Origin of the sequence: Bacillus cereus group sp. N31, assembly GCF_016483245.1 — a bacterium.
Taxonomy (GTDB): domain Bacteria; phylum Bacillota; class Bacilli; order Bacillales; family Bacillaceae_G; genus Bacillus_A; species Bacillus_A toyonensis.
The window spans coordinates 26,790-44,792 of sequence record NZ_JAEHCH010000019.1; the positions used below are offsets into that span (position 1 = coordinate 26,790).

An 18,003-nucleotide genomic window follows, 5' to 3' on the forward strand; every position below is an offset into this window, starting at 1 on the left:
CAGGCATATTATGATAACTTAAAGAAAAAAATAATAGTAGCAAATGGCTACTATTATTTTTCTTTAAAATATCACATCTGTCATGTTCCTTATTTGCTTTCCCAGAATTTATTCTAGTTAAAAAAACCTTGCACCAGAACACATATTGTTCTGATGCAAGGTTCGCTGCAATATAAAATACACGACAGTAAGGGCAAGACATAAAATGTGATTTCAAATGAAACATATGTATATGTGAAGTAAGGTAAAAGAGGGGCTGCTCATAACCAGTAGCCCTTCTTTATAACGTTATTTTGCAGGGAAATGTTCAAATATACGTTATATATCATATTCCTCTTTTTCGGAAGAGCAACAAGAACATCTAGCTTAAAAATTTTCACAACAGAGCCAGATAACGTGTTAAAGTATTAATTACTGTGCATGTAAAGATAAAAAAAGAGCTTTACAAAAAGATGTTTGTAATAGTTTAGCTTATACGATTTTAGGGGATAAATAGTACTTTGTGCCGTTATTATTAACCTAATTTCCAAGAAAAAGAGGTGAATGTAGGATGACTAAACCTTTTAAAAAAAATAGTCGTTATATGGTTGGATTGGACAGTCTAAGGGGCCTAGCTATACTAGGTGTTATTTTGTATCATATTAATTTTAATTGGATGCCTGGAGGATTTTTAGGAGTTACTGTATTTTTTGTACTTTCAGGTTATTTAATTACAGATATTCTAGCCATAGAGTGGAAGAGAAATAAGAGAATTTATTTAAAAAAATTCTGGCTTAGTAGGGCAAGGAGATTGCTTCCAGGAATGCTTGTTATGCTCGTTATAACGTTGGCATGGATTACAGTTTTTCATAGCTCTTTACTTGAAAAAATGCGCGGAGATTCATTAGCGGCATTATTTTATGTTAGTAACTGGTGGTATATTTATCATAAATTATCGTACTTTGATAATTTTAACCAGCTTTCTCCATTGAATCATTTTTGGTCGTTAGCAGTTGAGGAACAATTCTACGTTGTTTGGCCGTTTATCATTAGTTTAGGGCTTTACTACATAAAAAAACAATCCCGTATGATTTTATTAATTTGTCTGGGAGCCGTTGCTTCAGCTTTAGCGATGGCAATTTTGTATGAACCTGGAGCTGATCCGAGCAGAATATATTATGGTACAGATACGAGGGCCTTTTCCTTACTTATCGGAGCGGTACTTGCCTTAGTTTGGCCAAGCAATAGACTTGCAAATAAAATTATCCCAAAGGCGCGTTTCATTCTTGATGTAGTGGGGGGCATTGCCCTTATTATTATTTTGGTTATGTTTTGGAAGACCAATCAATATGATCCATTTCTATACAAGGGAGGAATGGTTCTCTTATCAATTGCAACAGCATTGTTAGTCGCAAATCTAGCTCATCCAGCTAGTCGTATTGCTCAATTTTTACGATTTAGACCTTTACGTTGGATAGGGATAAGATCGTATGGCATATACCTCTGGCATTATCCAATTCTTACATTGACGACTCCAAAGGTAAATGCTGGGGATTTTTCATTAATAAGAGCAATCCTTCAATTTCTTTTGATTATATTGATTGCGCAAATTTCATGGAAGTTTATTGAAAAACCAATCCGACAAGGTGCGCTCCGGAACATTCAGTTTAAGAATTTAAGAATTCAAAATGTCACTTTAGGTGTTAAGTTAGCTTTAATTTGTACATTATTCGTTTCGTCGATAGCGGTCGTAGGGTTATCAAAAGCTAGTAAGGCTAAGGAGAACTCTCAACAAGATAAGGTGAAAGCAGCACAAACACAACCGGCGCCACATCCAGTTGCAGTTTGGGAAAATCCAAATCAAGAGACGCCTCAAAAACAAGGGGAATCAAGAGAAGTAAATTCTGCGCAACCTAAAAATTCACTCACAGTTACTGCGATAGGCGATTCCGTTATGATTGATATTACTCCGTATTTAAAAAATACTTTTCCTGATATTAGGATTGATGCCCAAATTGGTCGCCAGCTGTCAAAAGCGATTCCGGTAGTTGAACAGTTAAAATATGAAGGTAATTTAGGGAATTATGTCATTATTGGATTAGGTACAAATGGAGCCTTTACTACTGAGCAACTTGTTTCATTAATAAAAGTAATTGGAAACGAACGTAAAATCATATTTATTAATACGAGAGTACCACGTCCGTGGGAATCAATCGTGAATGAGAGACTGAAAGTAACGGTATCTGAATATCCGAATGTAACTCTAGTTGATTGGTATGCAGCAAGTGCTGGAAAGAAAGACTACTTTGCACCTGACGGTGTGCATTTAACCAAAGTAGGTGCAGAAGCATACGCAGCACTTGTAGCCAAAGCGGTGAAGCAATAATTAAATATGTTTTATTAACTTCTGTTGGGTAAGGAAATGGTTCTGAGTATGAGGTGCCACTCTGAGGTTTAATTACAATTCAAAAAAGAATATTATTCATGTTCTTCTAATCTAAGATTTAGAGTGGCCTGACTCACTTCTGTAATTTGACATGAAATATATGCAAACCTGAAAAGAAAGAAAAGGAACTAGAAGAGGCTACAAAGAATACAAAATATGAAGTTGAAATATTAGGAAGAGACTCCGCAGGTAGAAGCACTGCAAATACATTAAAAGAACGACTTGCAATGAAAAAAAATAATTCAAATCCACAAAGAATAGTTCTAACGAGAATACCAATGACAGATTCTTGTTGACCCAAAGAAGGTGGCTAGGAATGGAACTCTTGTAGCAATTCATTATTTTAAAAATAATAGAACAGGCGAATTTAATGATTTTAAATTTAAAAATTAATTTTTTGTTGATAGGAGCTCGTATGTGAAGGTAATGTGTATAAAAAATTCAGGAGATACATTTTCAGAGGTTTTATTAGATCAAGGATATAATCGAGACTCTATTATAAATTTAGAAACCGATAAGGAATATGTGGTTTATGGTATTAGTTCATTGAATGGAGCATTAGACTATCTAATCTTGGGTGAAAATGAAAACTTGCCTTCATGGTACCCAGCAGAATTGTTTGAAGTATCGAACCCTTTACAACCTTTAGAATGGTATTTTGCGGATCATAAACATAGTAAAGCGACAACGATACAATATATATGGGGTTATAAAGAATTAACTTTAAATGATAGACATGCTCTTGGTTTAATAGAAAGGGAGAATAAAGATATTGCAATATTTTTAAAGCGAAAAGCCGAAATTGAGGAATTAGAAGAATCGTAATAGTGAAGGAATTGATTAATTTATAAAAAACGTAGGAATTAAATATTCCTACGTTTTTTTGTACATAACATTTAAATAAACACCTTATTTTTGGGGGATTTACAGGTTCAAATGGAAGATGCCCTGATTTTCGATTTGAATCAATATGATACTATTTACATGTATTGTCATGTACGGAATTATATTTTTTTGCACCTGAACTGTGTATATTATTTGTAGGATTTTCTGTTTTTATGTCGAATATATCTTTAATGCAGGGAGGGACATTACATGATTATTAAAGACTATTTCATCAATCTTTCTATTTTTTCTTTATTAGTTAGCGCAGCGATATTTATTCAAGTGTTTTTGATTCATTCCAGGCGATATTTCGAAAAATTCTATGGAGGGATTATTGCAGTTACTTTGATGCTCTTTTCTTTTCCATACATGGGATTTTCCTACGATCTTCGAGTTGTTCCTCTTATTCTATCTTTTATTTACTTTGGTCGCATTGCTGGTTGGATTACACTAATTAGCATAATTATAATGCGTATCTTTTTCATTGGTGGGTATTGGGAGCCACCTGTGATTGCATATTTAAGTATGAGTGTTCTATTTTTTACTTTTAAAACATATTTTAAAAACCTTCATCCTTTTAAAAGTGCATCTTTATATTTTTCTATTTTTGTCGGAATAAAGTGGTTAGTTGGTGTATTCTTTAATACTACGTTACTTTACTCTGGAGGTTTATTATATATAGCGTTAGGACTTTTAATTGGGCTATTTCTTATGGAAGCCTACCAGAGATTGTATTATTTAACACAGGACTTATCTAAAATGAACCGGGAATTAAAAAAATCCAAGCAAGAACTTACTGATACCGTACATGAGCTTCAAGGAGGGATTTTTAAATTTAAAAAAGTGGGTAAGCACTTTATACACACTTTATGTGATGGACAGTTTTATTATCAAAAAGGATTTTACTCTGAACAGGTGGTAGGGAAAAGCTTACGGACTATTGATGCCTCTATTGTTCCACCACATTTAGTTTCACAATTGATGAAGTATTATCTTCAGGCATGGGAAGGGAAAGAAATTATATTCGAATTACCCTGGCCAGATGATAAAACAATTATTCTTATTGCACTTAGGCCGATTAAACGAAATGGACAAGTTATTGAAGTTGTTGGTTCTACAGTCGATATAACCGAAAGGAAAAAGGTAGAATCAGAATTAAGAGCTACCAAAGAATTACTAGAATCATTTATAAAGCATAATGTAGATGCTATTACCATATCTGATCGAGAAGGGCATATTTTACAAGCAAATAAAGCTTATGAAAAGATATTTGGTTGGTCATTACAAGAAATCATAGGTAAGAGATTACCTTGTGTACCAGATTTCTTAATGGAAGAATCACTCGAAAATATTCAGAAAATTCTAACAGGAGAATCCGTAGTTACTAGATTAGAAACTGTTAGACGACGTAACGATGGAAGTCTTCTTGATGTCAGTCTGACAGTTTCTCCTATATTAGACGTAAGAGGAAATGTGATAGCTTTATCTGCAATATGTAGAGACATCTCTGAAAGAAAACAAGCAGAAAGAGAGCGACATCGATTACATCAACAATTAAAAGATAGTGAAATGAAGTACCGTGCACTAATCGAACAAGCAACTGATGCAGTATATGTAGTAGAGCTGAATGAAAATTATGTTCCCAGTCGATTCATTGAGGTAAACCCTGTTGGTTGTAAAAGATTTGGATATAGTAGAGAAGAGCTGCTCTCGTTACCATTTCCAAATGTAGTACCACAAGATTCTAAAATGATTGTAAGGTTGTTAGAAAAAATTAGAGAGGGACAAACTTCCTTCACTTTACAAGATGAATATGCTTTTCCAACAGGAAAAATAATAACAACTGAGTTTAGTGTCCGTGTTTTTAACTTAAATGGTAAAAAGGTTTTCCTGAGTATTTCTCGTGATATCACTGAACGGCTAAAAACAGAAGAATTACTACGGAAATCTGAAAAACTTGCTGTCGTAGGACAATTAGCGACTGCAATGGCTCATGAAATTAATAATCCATTAACCGCAATGAAAGGGTTTATGCAATTACTAAAATCAACGGAAACTGAGAATAATCAGGGGTATATAAATATAGTATCATCAGAGATTGAGCGTATAGAAAGTATTACTAATGAATTTATGGCGGTAGCCAAACCACAGGTGGTAAAGATACAACCTAATGATATTAGTGTGCTAATGGATCAAGTTTTAATGCTACTGCAACCTCAAGCAATGATGAATAATATAAAAATTAGAATTGATTTTACACCTGGTATTCCATTGATTCCATGTGAAGGAAATCAATTAAAACAAGTATTTGTTAATATTATAAAAAATGCAATTGAATCTATGCCAACAGGAGGAGAAATTTTGATTCAATTTGATAAACTTGATAATAATCAAATAAGGATTCGCTTTATCGATCAAGGATGTGGGATTCCAAAAGAACGTATACCATACTTAGGAGAACCTTTTTACAGTATTAAGGAAGAGGGAATCGGCTTAGGATTAATGGTATGTTATAAAATTATTGAAACACACCAGGGGAAGGTATTTATTGAGAGTGAAGTGAATAAGGGAACTATAGTTGAAGTCACTCTTCCAATTTGCACACTTCAAAATTAATACATTCTTTTACTGAAATTTTATAAATTAGTAAGCAGTTAGCTTTGGCTAGCTGTTTTTTTGTATATATTGTAATCGATTCTTCATATTACGGCTTTTTAATGTTTCATATATAGATTTTAAAAACTCTGTAAGTGTTTTGTAACATTTACGAGAGACTTTTTTAACAGTTATGAGAGAAAAAAGAAAGATTTGTTATATATGATGAAATTAATCTTACTAGTAGGTGTTCTAATTGACCTAGAAACCAAGGAGGAAAAATAACAATGAAACAATTGAAGCCAGCAATTAGTGTATTAGGTAGTGTATCGATGGCACTGACTTTAGCATCTCCTGCTTTAGCAGATGTAAAACAACCGAATCCAGGAGGTACAGTTGAAATATTCAAAGAGAATGCAAATGTAAAAAAAGAAGATAAGAATTTCACGCTCGGATCTGATGGGGAAATAGGTTCACTCATTACACAAAACATTGAAATGGCAAACAACGATTGGGATAAAGATGGTATTTCTAACGACTTAGAGATGAATGGATATAAAATTGAATTCAATTCACAAACTGGAAAAAATGAAGTGAAAGCATGGGATCCCGAGAAGGATAAAGGGAAACCAAAATTTATATCGAATCCTATGAATGCAAATACGGATGGTGATCCTTTTACTGATATGTATGAGGTTGAGAATCATAACAACGATTCTGATACTAATTTCAATCCGATAGTTGCCAACATGCCGAATTTGCAAATTGGTGTCAAACGAATTGAAGTAATTCCTATTGCAACCATTACGGATAATAATGGCGGATCAGTCAGCAGAGGATGGGAAAAAAGTGTATCTACACAACATTCATTTAATGTAGGTTTAAGTGGTTCAGGTGGTGTAGAAGGCTCAGCAGCCGGTCCTGTTCCTTCCGGAAGTGTTTCAGCAAATGTGGGATACGGATATTCAAAAACAACTACGGAAACGGAGAGTTATACAAATAATTTTGATTGGTCTACTGCAACAACTGTGGATACAGCGAACGCAGCAAAATTACGGGTACATTTGGAATATAAGAATGTAGGAACAGCATCCGCTGAAAATGTTTCGCCTCATTTTAATATTCGTTTAGGAAACAAAATTATTAATACTGTAAAGGCAACACAAGATCGTTATAAAGCAAACTATTTAAGTACAGAAAAAGGTGGACGGAATAAAACAGAAGTAGTAATTGACAGTTTAGAAGGACAAGCAGATGCGAATATTGTCTTATCTTTGGATGAATTGAAAGCTGTTGAACAAGGGGAACTTCTTTCGATTGAAGTTTTACCTACAAGTACAATGGATTTATCTATTGAAAAAGGTGAAGAAATTATGCATTTGGGGGATTCAGGGAGATATGAGTCTAGAGTAAATGCAGCTACTGAACAATTAGAAACAGATATAGGAAATATACCAAAGTTTAGGGTATATACTCCTAAAGACAAATCCCTTGCTGATAAGCCAGTTTTATCCTATAACGAAGTTTTTCAACATGTAAATATAGATACGAAAAAAGTAAATCATATTGTAAACAAGGCTAAAAGTACTAATAACGTATCAGTAGTTTCAGCTAATAATGGAACTGATGCATTGAACGATTTAAAAGCGGGACAGGGAAATCGCGGTTATTTACATAAAGACTCTGTACACGGTGCTTTTGCAAAACTACAGCAACCAACATTAGTAGAAGGTAGTTTTGATTCTGTGACGCAAAAGATTAGGGCAACAATTTTACCTGGTTTATTTGGTGTGAGTAAAGAGATTCCTACTACTTATAGTAAGAAATGGAATGCTCCGTCACAAACAGTAACACTAGTTAAACGTGAGAATGGATTTACATATGAGTCTAGAGAAAATATACACCCTATTAAATCTGAAATTGCTGCGCACAGAAAAGTTACATTTGAAATCAATGACGCACACAATCTAACCCCTACACAAAAGATTGATACTGAAATTAAAGCTAATAAAGAATTTGAAGATTATGTAGTAGATAATTCAGGTGAATTTGTTACAGAAGGGGTTCCTTATACCGTAGCTTCATATGGAAATACAGCTTATTGGGGAAGTCATCATGCCGGGAATAAATGGGAGTATCTTTGGGCTGAAAAATCTAGCGATGAAAAAGTGAATGTAATTATTGAAAGAGTAGGTCAACCTAAACCTGGAAAACCAATTAAAAAGGATGAAGAGGTATTAATTAAATTTCGAAATCCTATTTATTCAGATTATGCATATTTAAAACTTCAAGATAGTTATATCCATTTAGATCAAAAACAGAATGCAAGTACTTTTAAATTTAATCATGCATATCCAAAGAATTTCACTGGATACCATAAGCAATGGAACATACTATCTAATGGTAACAAGTTAAAGGTAGGATATTTAATCGATTATATGAAATATGGTAATGGAGAGAATGGGACTGATACTATAGCATGGAATCTATCAAGAGTTCAGTAATAGGTAACAGTTCTGTTGCTAAGTTTGAAAAGAGAACCGGAAATGAATTGAATCCGAAAAGTTAGATACAATAATTTAGGTTACTAATAAGGAATGAGTTCGATGTTGAATCGGACTCATTCCTTTTAATTTATATAATTTAGTAACTACTATTTTAAATACCTATCTAGTCATATAAGTAATCAAATGTTAAGATTACTATCTGTATTACAAAATTTATTTTCTGAATTTTCATTGGATAATAGAAACAATAAATTTTGCATTATTGGTGAAAAAGAAGTGAGGATAGTATATGAAGAAAAGAATTTTAATCGTAGAAGATGAAGAAAATATTCGAGAAGTATGCAAACGGTATTTAGAAAGAGAAGAATATGAAGTTTATACCGCTGTAAATGGTAAAGAAGGTTGGGATTTATTTCTTACACATCAACCAGATTTAATTATATTAGATTTGATGATGCCAAAAAAAGATGGATGGGAATTATGCGAGGAAATTCGTCAACAGTCAAATGTCCCTATTATTATGTTAACTGCTAAGGGAGAGGAAAGGGATCGAATTTTAGGCTTAACAATGGGGGCAGATGATTATTTAACAAAGCCATTTTCCCCTCGTGAATTAGTATTAAGGGTTCAAATTATACTAAGAAGAGGAAGCCATGTACCAATACAAGCGAAAGAATCTCTATTGGAAGTGATAGAGTTTCCAGATTTAAAAATATATCCAAAGACAAGATATGTACTTGTTTGTGATAAGGAAGTGGAGTTAACGGTGAAAGAGTTTGAGGTACTTTATCTCATGGCAAAGCATCCAAAACAAGTATTTTCTCGCTCGCAGCTTCTTGAATTAATTTGGGATTTTGGACATGAAGGAGCATCAAACACAGTTACCGTGTTAGTGAGTCGTTTACGTGAAAAGCTCGAAAAGCATACGATAAAGAATCGCTGGATTCATACGGTTTGGGGTATAGGATATCGCTTTGAGCCAAATGGAGGAAATGAAACATGAGATTACGTATTCAATTGTTACTCATGAATCTATTAAGTACTAGTATTATGGTAATTGCTATATGGTATAGTGAGACGAAAATGTTACTTGAACCGGAACAAACGCGGTTATTAACAGTAATTGCATTTGTGGCATTCATTATTTCAACGTTTATTTATTGGTTAATGACACGTCCTATCATGAAATCTATACAAAATTTAATAAAATTGACGAAACAATTTAGTGATAGACACTTTGAAACGATGTATATAATTGGGCAAGAACCACGTGAGTTTAAAGAATTGGCAACAGCTTTTCAACAGATGGCAAAAAAATTAGAAGAAGGGTTTACTAAGTTAGAGGAACAGGAAAACTCTCGTAAGGAGCTAATTACCAATATCTCACACGACTTACGAACACCTATGGCGAGCATGCAAATGATGATAGAAGCATTACAAGATAACCTGATTGAAGATCCTGAAATAAAAAAGCAATACTTGGCAACGGTTTTAAAAGAAATAGAAAGATTAAATGGATTAATTAACGACTTATTTGATCTTTCAAAGTTAGAGTTTGAGCAAGTAGATTTTCACCCAAGTTTCACACATTTAGATAAAGTTCTATTAGATGTATTAGAGTCACATTCTGTCTTATTAGGAGACAAACAAATCCATGTGCAATTGGATGTCCCTGATACATTACCTCGACTTTTGATTATGCCTTGTAAAATTGAAAGAGTCATAGGTAATTTATTACATAATGCAATTCGATATTCTCCTATCTCTGGAACAATTGAATTGACTGTAGTGGAAAATAAATCAACTCAACAGGTCCAATTCACTATGCGGGATGAAGGAATGGGAATTTCTCCAAATGATCAATTACGTGTATTTGAACGTTTTTTTAGAACAGATCGATCAAGAAGTTCACAATCTGGAGGTTCCGGACTTGGATTAGCTATTGCAAAATCATTAATTGAAATGCACAAAGGGGAAATTGGTGTAAGGAATCGCGCAGATGGTAAGCAGGGAAGTGAATTTTGGTTCACTCTTCCCATCACATCAGTAAAAAAATAAGATGGCTGAAAGACTTTTGTAACATTTACGTTAGAAAAATGAAATACCTTCTTGTTAACATACTACTACACAGTATGTTACAGGAGGTTTTTTACTTTATGAAAAGAAAATATGTATGGCTTATAGGTGGTTTAATAATTGTATTGGGGATTTTATGGTCATTGTTCCGACCAGAGAAATTATTTATTGATAAGCACGTAAATGAATCATTGCCACAAGCAGAGATACAATCAACTGAAGTAAGGAAACAAAGTGATCGAGTAATAAGGGAAGGTCAGTTTCAAAACGGTGTCCATGAAACAACTGGAACGGCAAAAATTCACCAATTAGCGGATGGAAAACGTGTTTTACGACTTTCTAATTTTGCAACATCAAATGGGCCAGATGTACGAGTTGTATTAGTTCCTACAAATCGTTTGAAAAATAATGAAGACGTAAAAAACTATCAGTATATTGAATTAGGAAAATTAAAGGGAAATAAAGGAGACCAAAACTACGAAATTCCTGAAGGGATAGATGTAAGTGAATATGGTTCGGTTTCTGTTTGGTGTAAAAGATTTAATGAAAACTTTGGTGCGGTTTATTTTAATAATTAAATATGAATTTAAAATTCCCTCTTACAGGCGAAATTCATATGGGTTATGGTAAAAGCTGCAGCGGACTTAGTTGCTAAGAAGGGCACTCATAAGAGTGTCTTTTTCATATTTCTCAATTTTTGTATATTTTAGTGCAATTGGACGTTTACGAAGAGATTTTATTCGTGCATAAATAATTTTAAGAGTATACCAGGAAATCTTTGATTTATCAAGAAAAATTAAATTTAAAATGTATTATATACAGAAGCCACTTGAGGGGGTGTTAAGATGCCAAATTTCTCATTTTGGGGTAGTTGCTTTTCATAGCTAGATGACTATGTATCGGTACTCCATAATAAAAAGGCAGGAACATATCAAATATGTTCCTGCCTTTTTATTAAATTTAACATGTATGACCTAAATATAAATGTATTGCGGCCTTCTTTATTTATTATTTTTCAAACCGCAAATGAACAAACTTCAACATCTTTATTACGTTTACAATTCGCATCATAATACGTGTACTACCATCCCAATCTTTATTTGTAGGTATACCTTTAAATAAAGGGGAGCAGCTTAATATTTTTATGTTTGAAGACCATTTTTCTATTGATTTTGGATTGTTTACATAAAAAAACATCATCGCGCCGTTATTGCCAGATTTTTTTACAGTTGCATTCGAAAGGTTGAGTGCGAATTTTGATTCAGCATCAAAATATAGCTCTCCTCCAGGAAAACGTTTTGACATAGCAACTATGATCTCTTTTAAATTTTCTTCTTTAAAGTAATAAAATACACCTGCTGATATAAAAAGAATACCGTCGTTTGGATCATATCTTATATCGTCAAACCAAGAAGTACCAAAAAATGATTTAGCGATGCTAATATTCCTCGGTGTATCTTCAATCAAAGTCTTGCGAAAAGAGATTGCATCGGGTAAATCAAGGTTATACCAATGTATTGTACCGTTATCAATTCTTGAAAAAGTAGTATCTAGTCCTGAACCGATATTTACTATAGTGGCGTTCGGGTGTTTTGCTATAAATTGTTTTATCGTATCATCAATTTTTCGTGCACGAGTAATGTATGTGATACATCCGTATTCGCCAAATGTATTTGCTATTGTCGAGAAGTCAAAATCGCATTCTTTAATTATTCGAATAGCCTCTGTATCATCTAAAATATCCTTATTTTTCTCACTGCCATATGCTCGTCCCCATAGGGGAATAAGCATCGTACCTTGTACTGATTGTAAATCTAACTCTTTAACCATGAAACATCCTCCGTTGCATAATAAAACAATATAGTTAGTCGTTATGTAACATTTTTGAGAGCATTGTATTTGTTTTATATAGTCCGTAAGTTAAATCCCGCCTATCTTCTTCAGATAACTTTTCGAGGTTTACTGTGAAATTTTTATAAATTTGTTTCCATCTCTCATAATGTACCTTTTCAGCCTTTTCTGTCAAAGAAATTAATACAGCTCTTTTGTCTACCGTATCTTGTTTTTTTACAATATAGCCGTTTAGTTTTAAATTACGTACAGTTACACTTAATTGTTGCTTAGGAATGTTTAAATAATTAGCAATCATCTTTGAATTTACAGGTACTTTTTGCTGGGCGATATACTCCACTACGTGTTGTTCTAAATGTGTAAATTCAGAGGATTTTTCTGATAGTAATTTGAAAGTACCTGACATATTTAATGATAAATTCATGTATTCGTTTAATAATTCTTTATGGGACATTATTTTCGCTTCCTTTTTGGATTTAGTCATTATTTTATTACTAATTTAGCTATAAATCAAATGTTTAAACTTATTATAGTAAATTAACATTTACTAATTTGTTATTTTGAGATTATGTGGACTAAAGCAGAGGAGGAGGAGAATTGATTTTAGAAAAGGCGAATATGGCTAAAATTAAAATATTACTAAATATACGTAACTAATGAATGTAATGTCTTTTTCAGTTATTATGTTGTAAATAATTTTATGATAAAATCTTTTACATAATGAAATAAAGGGGTAGTATTCTATGGGTTATTTCTCAAATGGTTTATTAGTTTTGTTCGTTCTTATCGTATGCAGCTGCATAATTTTTGGGTGATAATATAGTGATAGATTTATATAAAAGAAGTTATCTCAGGTGAGGTAACTTCTTTATATTTTATGTTGAGAAGGAATTCTAATTTTCTTATTGAAGTTTGTTCAAGTTAAGTTGGTGAGGATCTAAAATTTTTAATAGAGTAATGTAAAAGAGAGTATAAATAAATAGGAGAATAGGGAGGCGTTTATGAAAACTAAAATAAGCTATACAATTGAACATCCAACAAATTTTAATGAATTATTAGCTTTATATGAATCTTTAGGATGGAATTCTCTAAAATTAACGGTTAATGAATTGGAACAAATGTGTAAACAAAGTTGGTATGTGATATATGCTTTTAAGGAGCAACAATTAATTGGCATGGGGCGTGTTATATCCGATGGTGTAACAACGGGGGTTATTTGCGGTGTATGTGTATTGCCAAAATATCAGTCCATTGGTATTGGAAAAGAAATAGTGGAACGATTAATCCAGCACTGTGAACAAAACAAAGTTATTCCCCAACTTATGTGTGTGGAAAAATTGCAATCTTACTATAAATCTATAGGGTTTGAGGTATTCTCTGTTGGGATGACAAAACATATTAAAAGATAGCGGCGCTTTATATTTTCAGTTTACTCGTACATATTTTCAAACTTCAGTATAAAGGAGAATTGCTGTATGGAGATTGCTAAAGGAGTAGAAATGTTACAACTTGAATTTCAAGGATTTATTATTCACCCAATTCTTTTATGGGATGATGAAATGGCAGTATTAATAGATACTGGCTTCCCTGAACAAATTGAAGATATACAAGTAGAGATGGAGAGAGTTGGCGTATCGTTTGATAAATTAAAAGCCGTGATTTTAACGCATCAGGATATAGATCATATAGGTAGTCTTCCAAAGTTGTTGCAGAACTGTGGAAGTAATATTAAAGTTTATGCGCACGAGCTAGATAAGCCATATATTGAAGGAGATTTACCTTTATTGAAAGGTGGAAATGTGGAGAATCCACCAAAAGGAAAAGTGAGTGATACTGTGATTGATGGACAAGAACTTCCGTATTGCGGTGGCATACTAATTCTCCATACGCCAGGACACACGCCGGGTCATATTAGTTTATATTTGAAACAAAGTAAAACTCTTATCGCTGGGGATTCAATGTATAGTGTAAATGGAATGTTAGGAGGAATTCATGCTCCAACTACTTTGGATGTTCAGGAAGCACAACAGTCTTTGAAGAAGTATTTAAATCTAGATATTGAATCCGTAGTTTGTTACCATGGGGGATTAAGTAAAGGGAATATAAATGCACAAATTCAAAATTTGTAAATGAAAATTTTGAATTTGTGCTAAAGAATAATCTAATTGTAAGTATATAAATAAAACACGTAATTGATAAAAGAGCATGTTTGAGAAAAATTCAAATATGCTCTTTTATTAAAGGGAATCTATTTAATACGAATGACCTAACCCGTTCCAATAAAAAGAAACGATTTCTTGTGCTAACTCATCTATATTTGCAAGAATAGGATTGTGATTTTCATCCTTAAAATTCCCAATTGATAATAAAGATACGAAAGCATGGGCAGCAAATTTAGGATTGCCTTTACTTATTTCTCCAAGTTGCATCGCGTTATGAAGTGCTTTTTCCAACACTTCATACATGTTATCTTCGGCATTTTTTAATTCTTTCAACTGCTCTTCAGATAAAGAGTGTTTTGCATCTTTCATAAAGTTCTTCATGTCAATATCTATCGTTGCGTGTAAGTATACTGTAGCGAAGTCTAACAACCTTTCTTCCAAAGTTTTATTCGTGGAAAGTATTTGATCCATATTCTCTCTTATACGTATCATCATTTGAATCATAGTAGCGGTAAATAAATCAGCTTTTGTAGAATAGTAATAGTAGACGGTTGCTTTCGTAACACCGCATTCTTTCGCGACCTCATCCATGGAAACGACTTGATAATTTTGAGTAAGAAATAATCGAGTTGCAACTTCTAAAATTATTTCTTTTGTAGATTTTGTATTTTTATTTTGACGAGGTCTTCCGAGAGGACGTTGTTTTTGTTCCAAATACATTCGCTCCTGACATTTATTATTGAGATAATTATAACATAATTTTTAATCTTTCTTGATTAATTAACTGACCAGTATATATATAATTAATATTGGAGGAAAAAAGGAAGGTGGGTTTTTATGAAAAAGCACCCGTTACATATGTTAGGGAGGATTGTAGCAGGGAAGAATACGCAATGGATAACTTTATCGGTTTGGATCCTTATTACATTAGTACTTTCATTTACGTTGCCACAAGTAAATAGTACGAAAGAACCGAATCCGAAAAATTTACCTGAAACAGCTATGTCACAGCAAGCGGAAGAACTTATGAAAAAAGAGTTTCCTAATAATGCAGGAAATCCGTTGTTAGTAGTATGGCATAGAGATGGTGGATTACAGTCAAAAGACTATAAACTTATACAGGACGTTTATAAAGAGTTAAAAGCTAGCCCTTTAAAAGAACAATCAATGTTACCACCATTTGATACAATTCCAGAGCAAGTATTATCAAAAAGTGCATCAAAAGATGGTACATCATTTGTCACACCGATATTCTTTAATAAATCAGCTGGTACGGATATATTAAAAGGAAATCTTGAAGATGTAAGAAAACTGGTGAATAGTAAGGTGGATGTTGATCCATTTAAACAAAAAATAACGGACTCTGGTTTACATGTTCGATTATCTGGCCCTGTAGGTATTCAAACAGATGCGGTTAGTTTATTTAGTCAAGCTGATGTGAAATTATTAGTCGCTACTGTACTATTAGTATTGGTTTTATTAATTTTACTTTACCGTTCACCAATTTTAGCAATTTTACCTTTACTTGTTGTTGGCTTTGCATACGGTATTATTAGTCCTACACTTGGTTTTTTAGCTGATCATGGGTGGATTAAAGTAGATGCCCAAGCGATATCAATCATGACCGTATTATTGTTTGGCGCGGGTACAGACTATTGTCTATTTTTAATTTCAAGATATAGAGAGTACTTGTTAGAAGAAGAAAGTAAATATAAAGCGCTGCAACTTGCGATTAAAGCATCTGGCGGGGCAATTATAATGAGTGCATTAACTGTCGTACTTGGATTAGGAACATTATTACTTGCTCATTACGGCGCCTTTCATCGATTTGCAGTACCATTTAGTGTTGCTGTATTCATAATGGGGGTTGCTGCTTTAACAATTCTTCCTGCATTTTTATTAATTTTCGGCAGAGCTGCATTCTTCCCGTTTATACCAAGAACAACTGCGATGAATGAGGAATTTGCAAGAAAGAAACAGAAAGTAATAAAAGTTAAAAAATCAAAAGGCTCCTTTAGTAATAAAATTGGAGATATTGTAGTACGAAGACCGTGGACAATAATTATGCTAACTGTGTTTGTATTAGGTGGATTAGCTTCATTCGTACCACGTATTCAATACACATATGACCTTTTAGAATCGTTTCCGAAGGATATGCCTTCACGTGAAGGGTTTACGTTAATTAGTGATCATTTTTCAGCTGGAGAACTAGCGCCAGTAAAAGTTGTTGTTAATACGAAAGGAAAAGAGCTTCCTATTAAACAAGAGATAGAGAAATTTTCTTTTGTAAATACAGTGAAAGAGCCAAAAGAGGGAAAAGAAAATAAACAAATACAAATGTATGAAGTTTCTTTAGCGGAAAATCCGTACGCTATTGAAGCGCTAGATCAAATCCCAAAATTGAAAAATAGTGTAGAAAAAGTATTAAAAGATGCGGGGATTAATGATGTTGAAGATCAATTGTGGATTGGTGGAGAAACAGCGTCACTATATGACACAAAACAAATTACGGAACGTGATGAAGCAGTTATTATTCCAGTAATGATTAGTATTATAGCTTTACTATTACTTGTCTACTTACGATCAATTGTAGCGATGATTTATTTAATAGTAACAGTTGTTTTATCATTCTTCTCTGCATTAGGAGCAGGATGGATATTACTTCACTTTGGTATGGGAGCGCCGGCAATACAAGGGGCGATACCGCTATACGCATTCGTATTTTTAGTTGCTTTAGGTGAAGATTATAATATCTTTATGGTTTCAGAAATATGGAAAAACAGAAAGACACAAAATCACTTGGATGCAGTAAAAAATGGTGTTATACAAACAGGAAGTGTCATTACATCCGCAGGTTTAATTTTAGCAGGAACTTTTGCGGTGTTAGGTACGTTACCAATTCAAGTTTTAGTTCAATTTGGTATTGTGACGGCAATTGGAGTTTTACTTGATACGTTTATTGTAAGACCGTTACTTGTACCGGCAATTACAGTTGTTTTAGGTCGCTTTGCTTTTTGGCCAGGAAAACTTTCAAAAAAGAGTGAAGAAATACAAAAAGTGGATGCATAGTTAAAAAAGCCGAGGATATTTTCCTTGGCTTTTTTCTATGTAGTTCATTAATTTTTTGGAGTCAAATCATCAGTTACAGCGTGATCAGCATCTTCAATGGTTGTTTCGGGCATTCCGTATAAGCCGTTCATTGCTTGTTCTTCGCTAGTTAGATTTGCAGTATTATTATTGTGAATAGATGTAGTGTTTTCGATAACATTTACTTTTTTATTTTCATTTTTATCATGCATGTTTGAATCCTCCAAACGTCATTTGATTTATCCCGCATTAACGGGCAGTAAGACCTCCACCTCAAAATTCGGCAAAAACAAAGAAGGTTAGGTGGGGGATCAACTGCCCGCCACTGATTAAAGTTTCACATTATTAATAGTATGTGGATGGATTGCAAGAAATATGTGAATGGATTTTTGCAAATGTTATATAATTAAATAAA

At 33.2% G+C, this 18,003-nt stretch carries 14 protein-coding genes; 10 read left to right on the forward strand and 4 right to left on the reverse strand.

Annotated elements, in window-relative coordinates:
- Nucleotides 1-550 precede the first annotated feature (550 nt).
- The 7 genes from JDS81_RS20910 (at nucleotide 551) to JDS81_RS20940 (ending at nucleotide 11,066) form a co-directional block, all read left to right on the forward strand.
- Nucleotides 551-2,365, forward strand: coding sequence for an acyltransferase family protein (locus JDS81_RS20910; protein WP_097954998.1), 1,815 nt, complete (start codon nucleotides 551-553; stop codon nucleotides 2,363-2,365).
- A gap of 477 nt (nucleotides 2,366-2,842) precedes the next feature.
- On the forward strand, nucleotides 2,843-3,250 hold the full coding sequence (locus JDS81_RS20915; RefSeq protein ID WP_097954997.1) for a hypothetical protein: 408 nt from the start codon (nucleotides 2,843-2,845) through the stop codon (nucleotides 3,248-3,250).
- A gap of 270 nt (nucleotides 3,251-3,520) precedes the next feature.
- Nucleotides 3,521-5,926, forward strand: coding sequence for a PAS domain S-box protein (locus tag JDS81_RS20920; RefSeq protein ID WP_097954995.1), 2,406 nt, complete (start codon nucleotides 3,521-3,523; stop codon nucleotides 5,924-5,926).
- 266 nt (nucleotides 5,927-6,192) lie between these two features.
- Nucleotides 6,193-8,409 carry a binary toxin-like calcium binding domain-containing protein gene (locus JDS81_RS20925; protein ID WP_097954993.1) on the forward strand — a complete coding sequence of 739 codons (2,217 nt, stop codon included), beginning with the start codon at nucleotides 6,193-6,195 and terminating at the stop codon, nucleotides 8,407-8,409.
- Nucleotides 8,410-8,701: 292 nt separating this feature from the next.
- Nucleotides 8,702-9,415, forward strand: coding sequence for a response regulator transcription factor (locus JDS81_RS20930; RefSeq protein WP_000746049.1), 714 nt, complete (start codon nucleotides 8,702-8,704; stop codon nucleotides 9,413-9,415).
- A complete protein-coding gene (locus JDS81_RS20935) occupies nucleotides 9,412-10,470 on the forward strand; it encodes a sensor histidine kinase (protein WP_033660541.1) in 1,059 nt (352 codons plus the stop codon). The genes JDS81_RS20930 and JDS81_RS20935 overlap by 4 nt, the downstream gene beginning before the upstream one ends.
- 98 nt (nucleotides 10,471-10,568) lie before the next feature.
- A complete protein-coding gene (locus JDS81_RS20940; protein ID WP_097954992.1) occupies nucleotides 10,569-11,066 on the forward strand; it encodes a DM13 domain-containing protein in 498 nt (165 codons plus the stop codon).
- 430 nt (nucleotides 11,067-11,496) lie between these two features.
- Here the strand turns inward: JDS81_RS20940 and JDS81_RS20945 are convergent, their stop codons facing one another.
- Both JDS81_RS20945 and JDS81_RS20950 read right to left on the reverse strand, forming a co-directional pair.
- Nucleotides 11,497-12,318, reverse strand: a complete 822-nt coding sequence (locus tag JDS81_RS20945; RefSeq protein WP_097954990.1) for a class I SAM-dependent methyltransferase — start codon at nucleotides 12,316-12,318, stop codon at nucleotides 11,497-11,499.
- A gap of 34 nt (nucleotides 12,319-12,352) precedes the next feature.
- Nucleotides 12,353-12,793 carry a MarR family winged helix-turn-helix transcriptional regulator gene (locus tag JDS81_RS20950; RefSeq protein ID WP_097954989.1) on the reverse strand — a complete coding sequence of 147 codons (441 nt, stop codon included), beginning with the start codon at nucleotides 12,791-12,793 and terminating at the stop codon, nucleotides 12,353-12,355.
- Nucleotides 12,794-13,340: 547 nt separating this feature from the next.
- On the opposite strand from JDS81_RS20950, the gene JDS81_RS20955 reads away from it, so the two are divergent.
- Entirely contained in the window at nucleotides 13,341-13,748 is a 408-nt protein-coding gene (locus tag JDS81_RS20955; RefSeq protein ID WP_097954987.1) for a GNAT family N-acetyltransferase, read from the forward strand.
- Nucleotides 13,749-13,814: 66 nt separating this feature from the next.
- Entirely contained in the window at nucleotides 13,815-14,468 is a 654-nt protein-coding gene (locus JDS81_RS20960; protein ID WP_097954986.1) for an MBL fold metallo-hydrolase, read from the forward strand.
- A gap of 123 nt (nucleotides 14,469-14,591) precedes the next feature.
- On the opposite strand, the gene JDS81_RS20965 is transcribed toward JDS81_RS20960, so the two are convergent.
- A complete protein-coding gene (locus JDS81_RS20965; protein ID WP_000436000.1) occupies nucleotides 14,592-15,215 on the reverse strand; it encodes a TetR/AcrR family transcriptional regulator in 624 nt (207 codons plus the stop codon).
- Nucleotides 15,216-15,338: 123 nt separating this feature from the next.
- On the opposite strand from JDS81_RS20965, the gene JDS81_RS20970 reads away from it, so the two are divergent.
- Nucleotides 15,339-17,570, forward strand: a complete 2,232-nt coding sequence (locus JDS81_RS20970) for an MMPL family transporter (RefSeq protein ID WP_097954984.1) — start codon at nucleotides 15,339-15,341, stop codon at nucleotides 17,568-17,570.
- Between the two features lie 47 nt (nucleotides 17,571-17,617).
- Here JDS81_RS20970 and JDS81_RS20975 read toward each other — a convergent pair whose 3' ends face one another.
- Nucleotides 17,618-17,800 carry a DUF4021 domain-containing protein gene (locus JDS81_RS20975; protein ID WP_097954982.1) on the reverse strand — a complete coding sequence of 61 codons (183 nt, stop codon included), beginning with the start codon at nucleotides 17,798-17,800 and terminating at the stop codon, nucleotides 17,618-17,620.
- Between the last annotated feature and the right edge of the window lie 203 nt (nucleotides 17,801-18,003).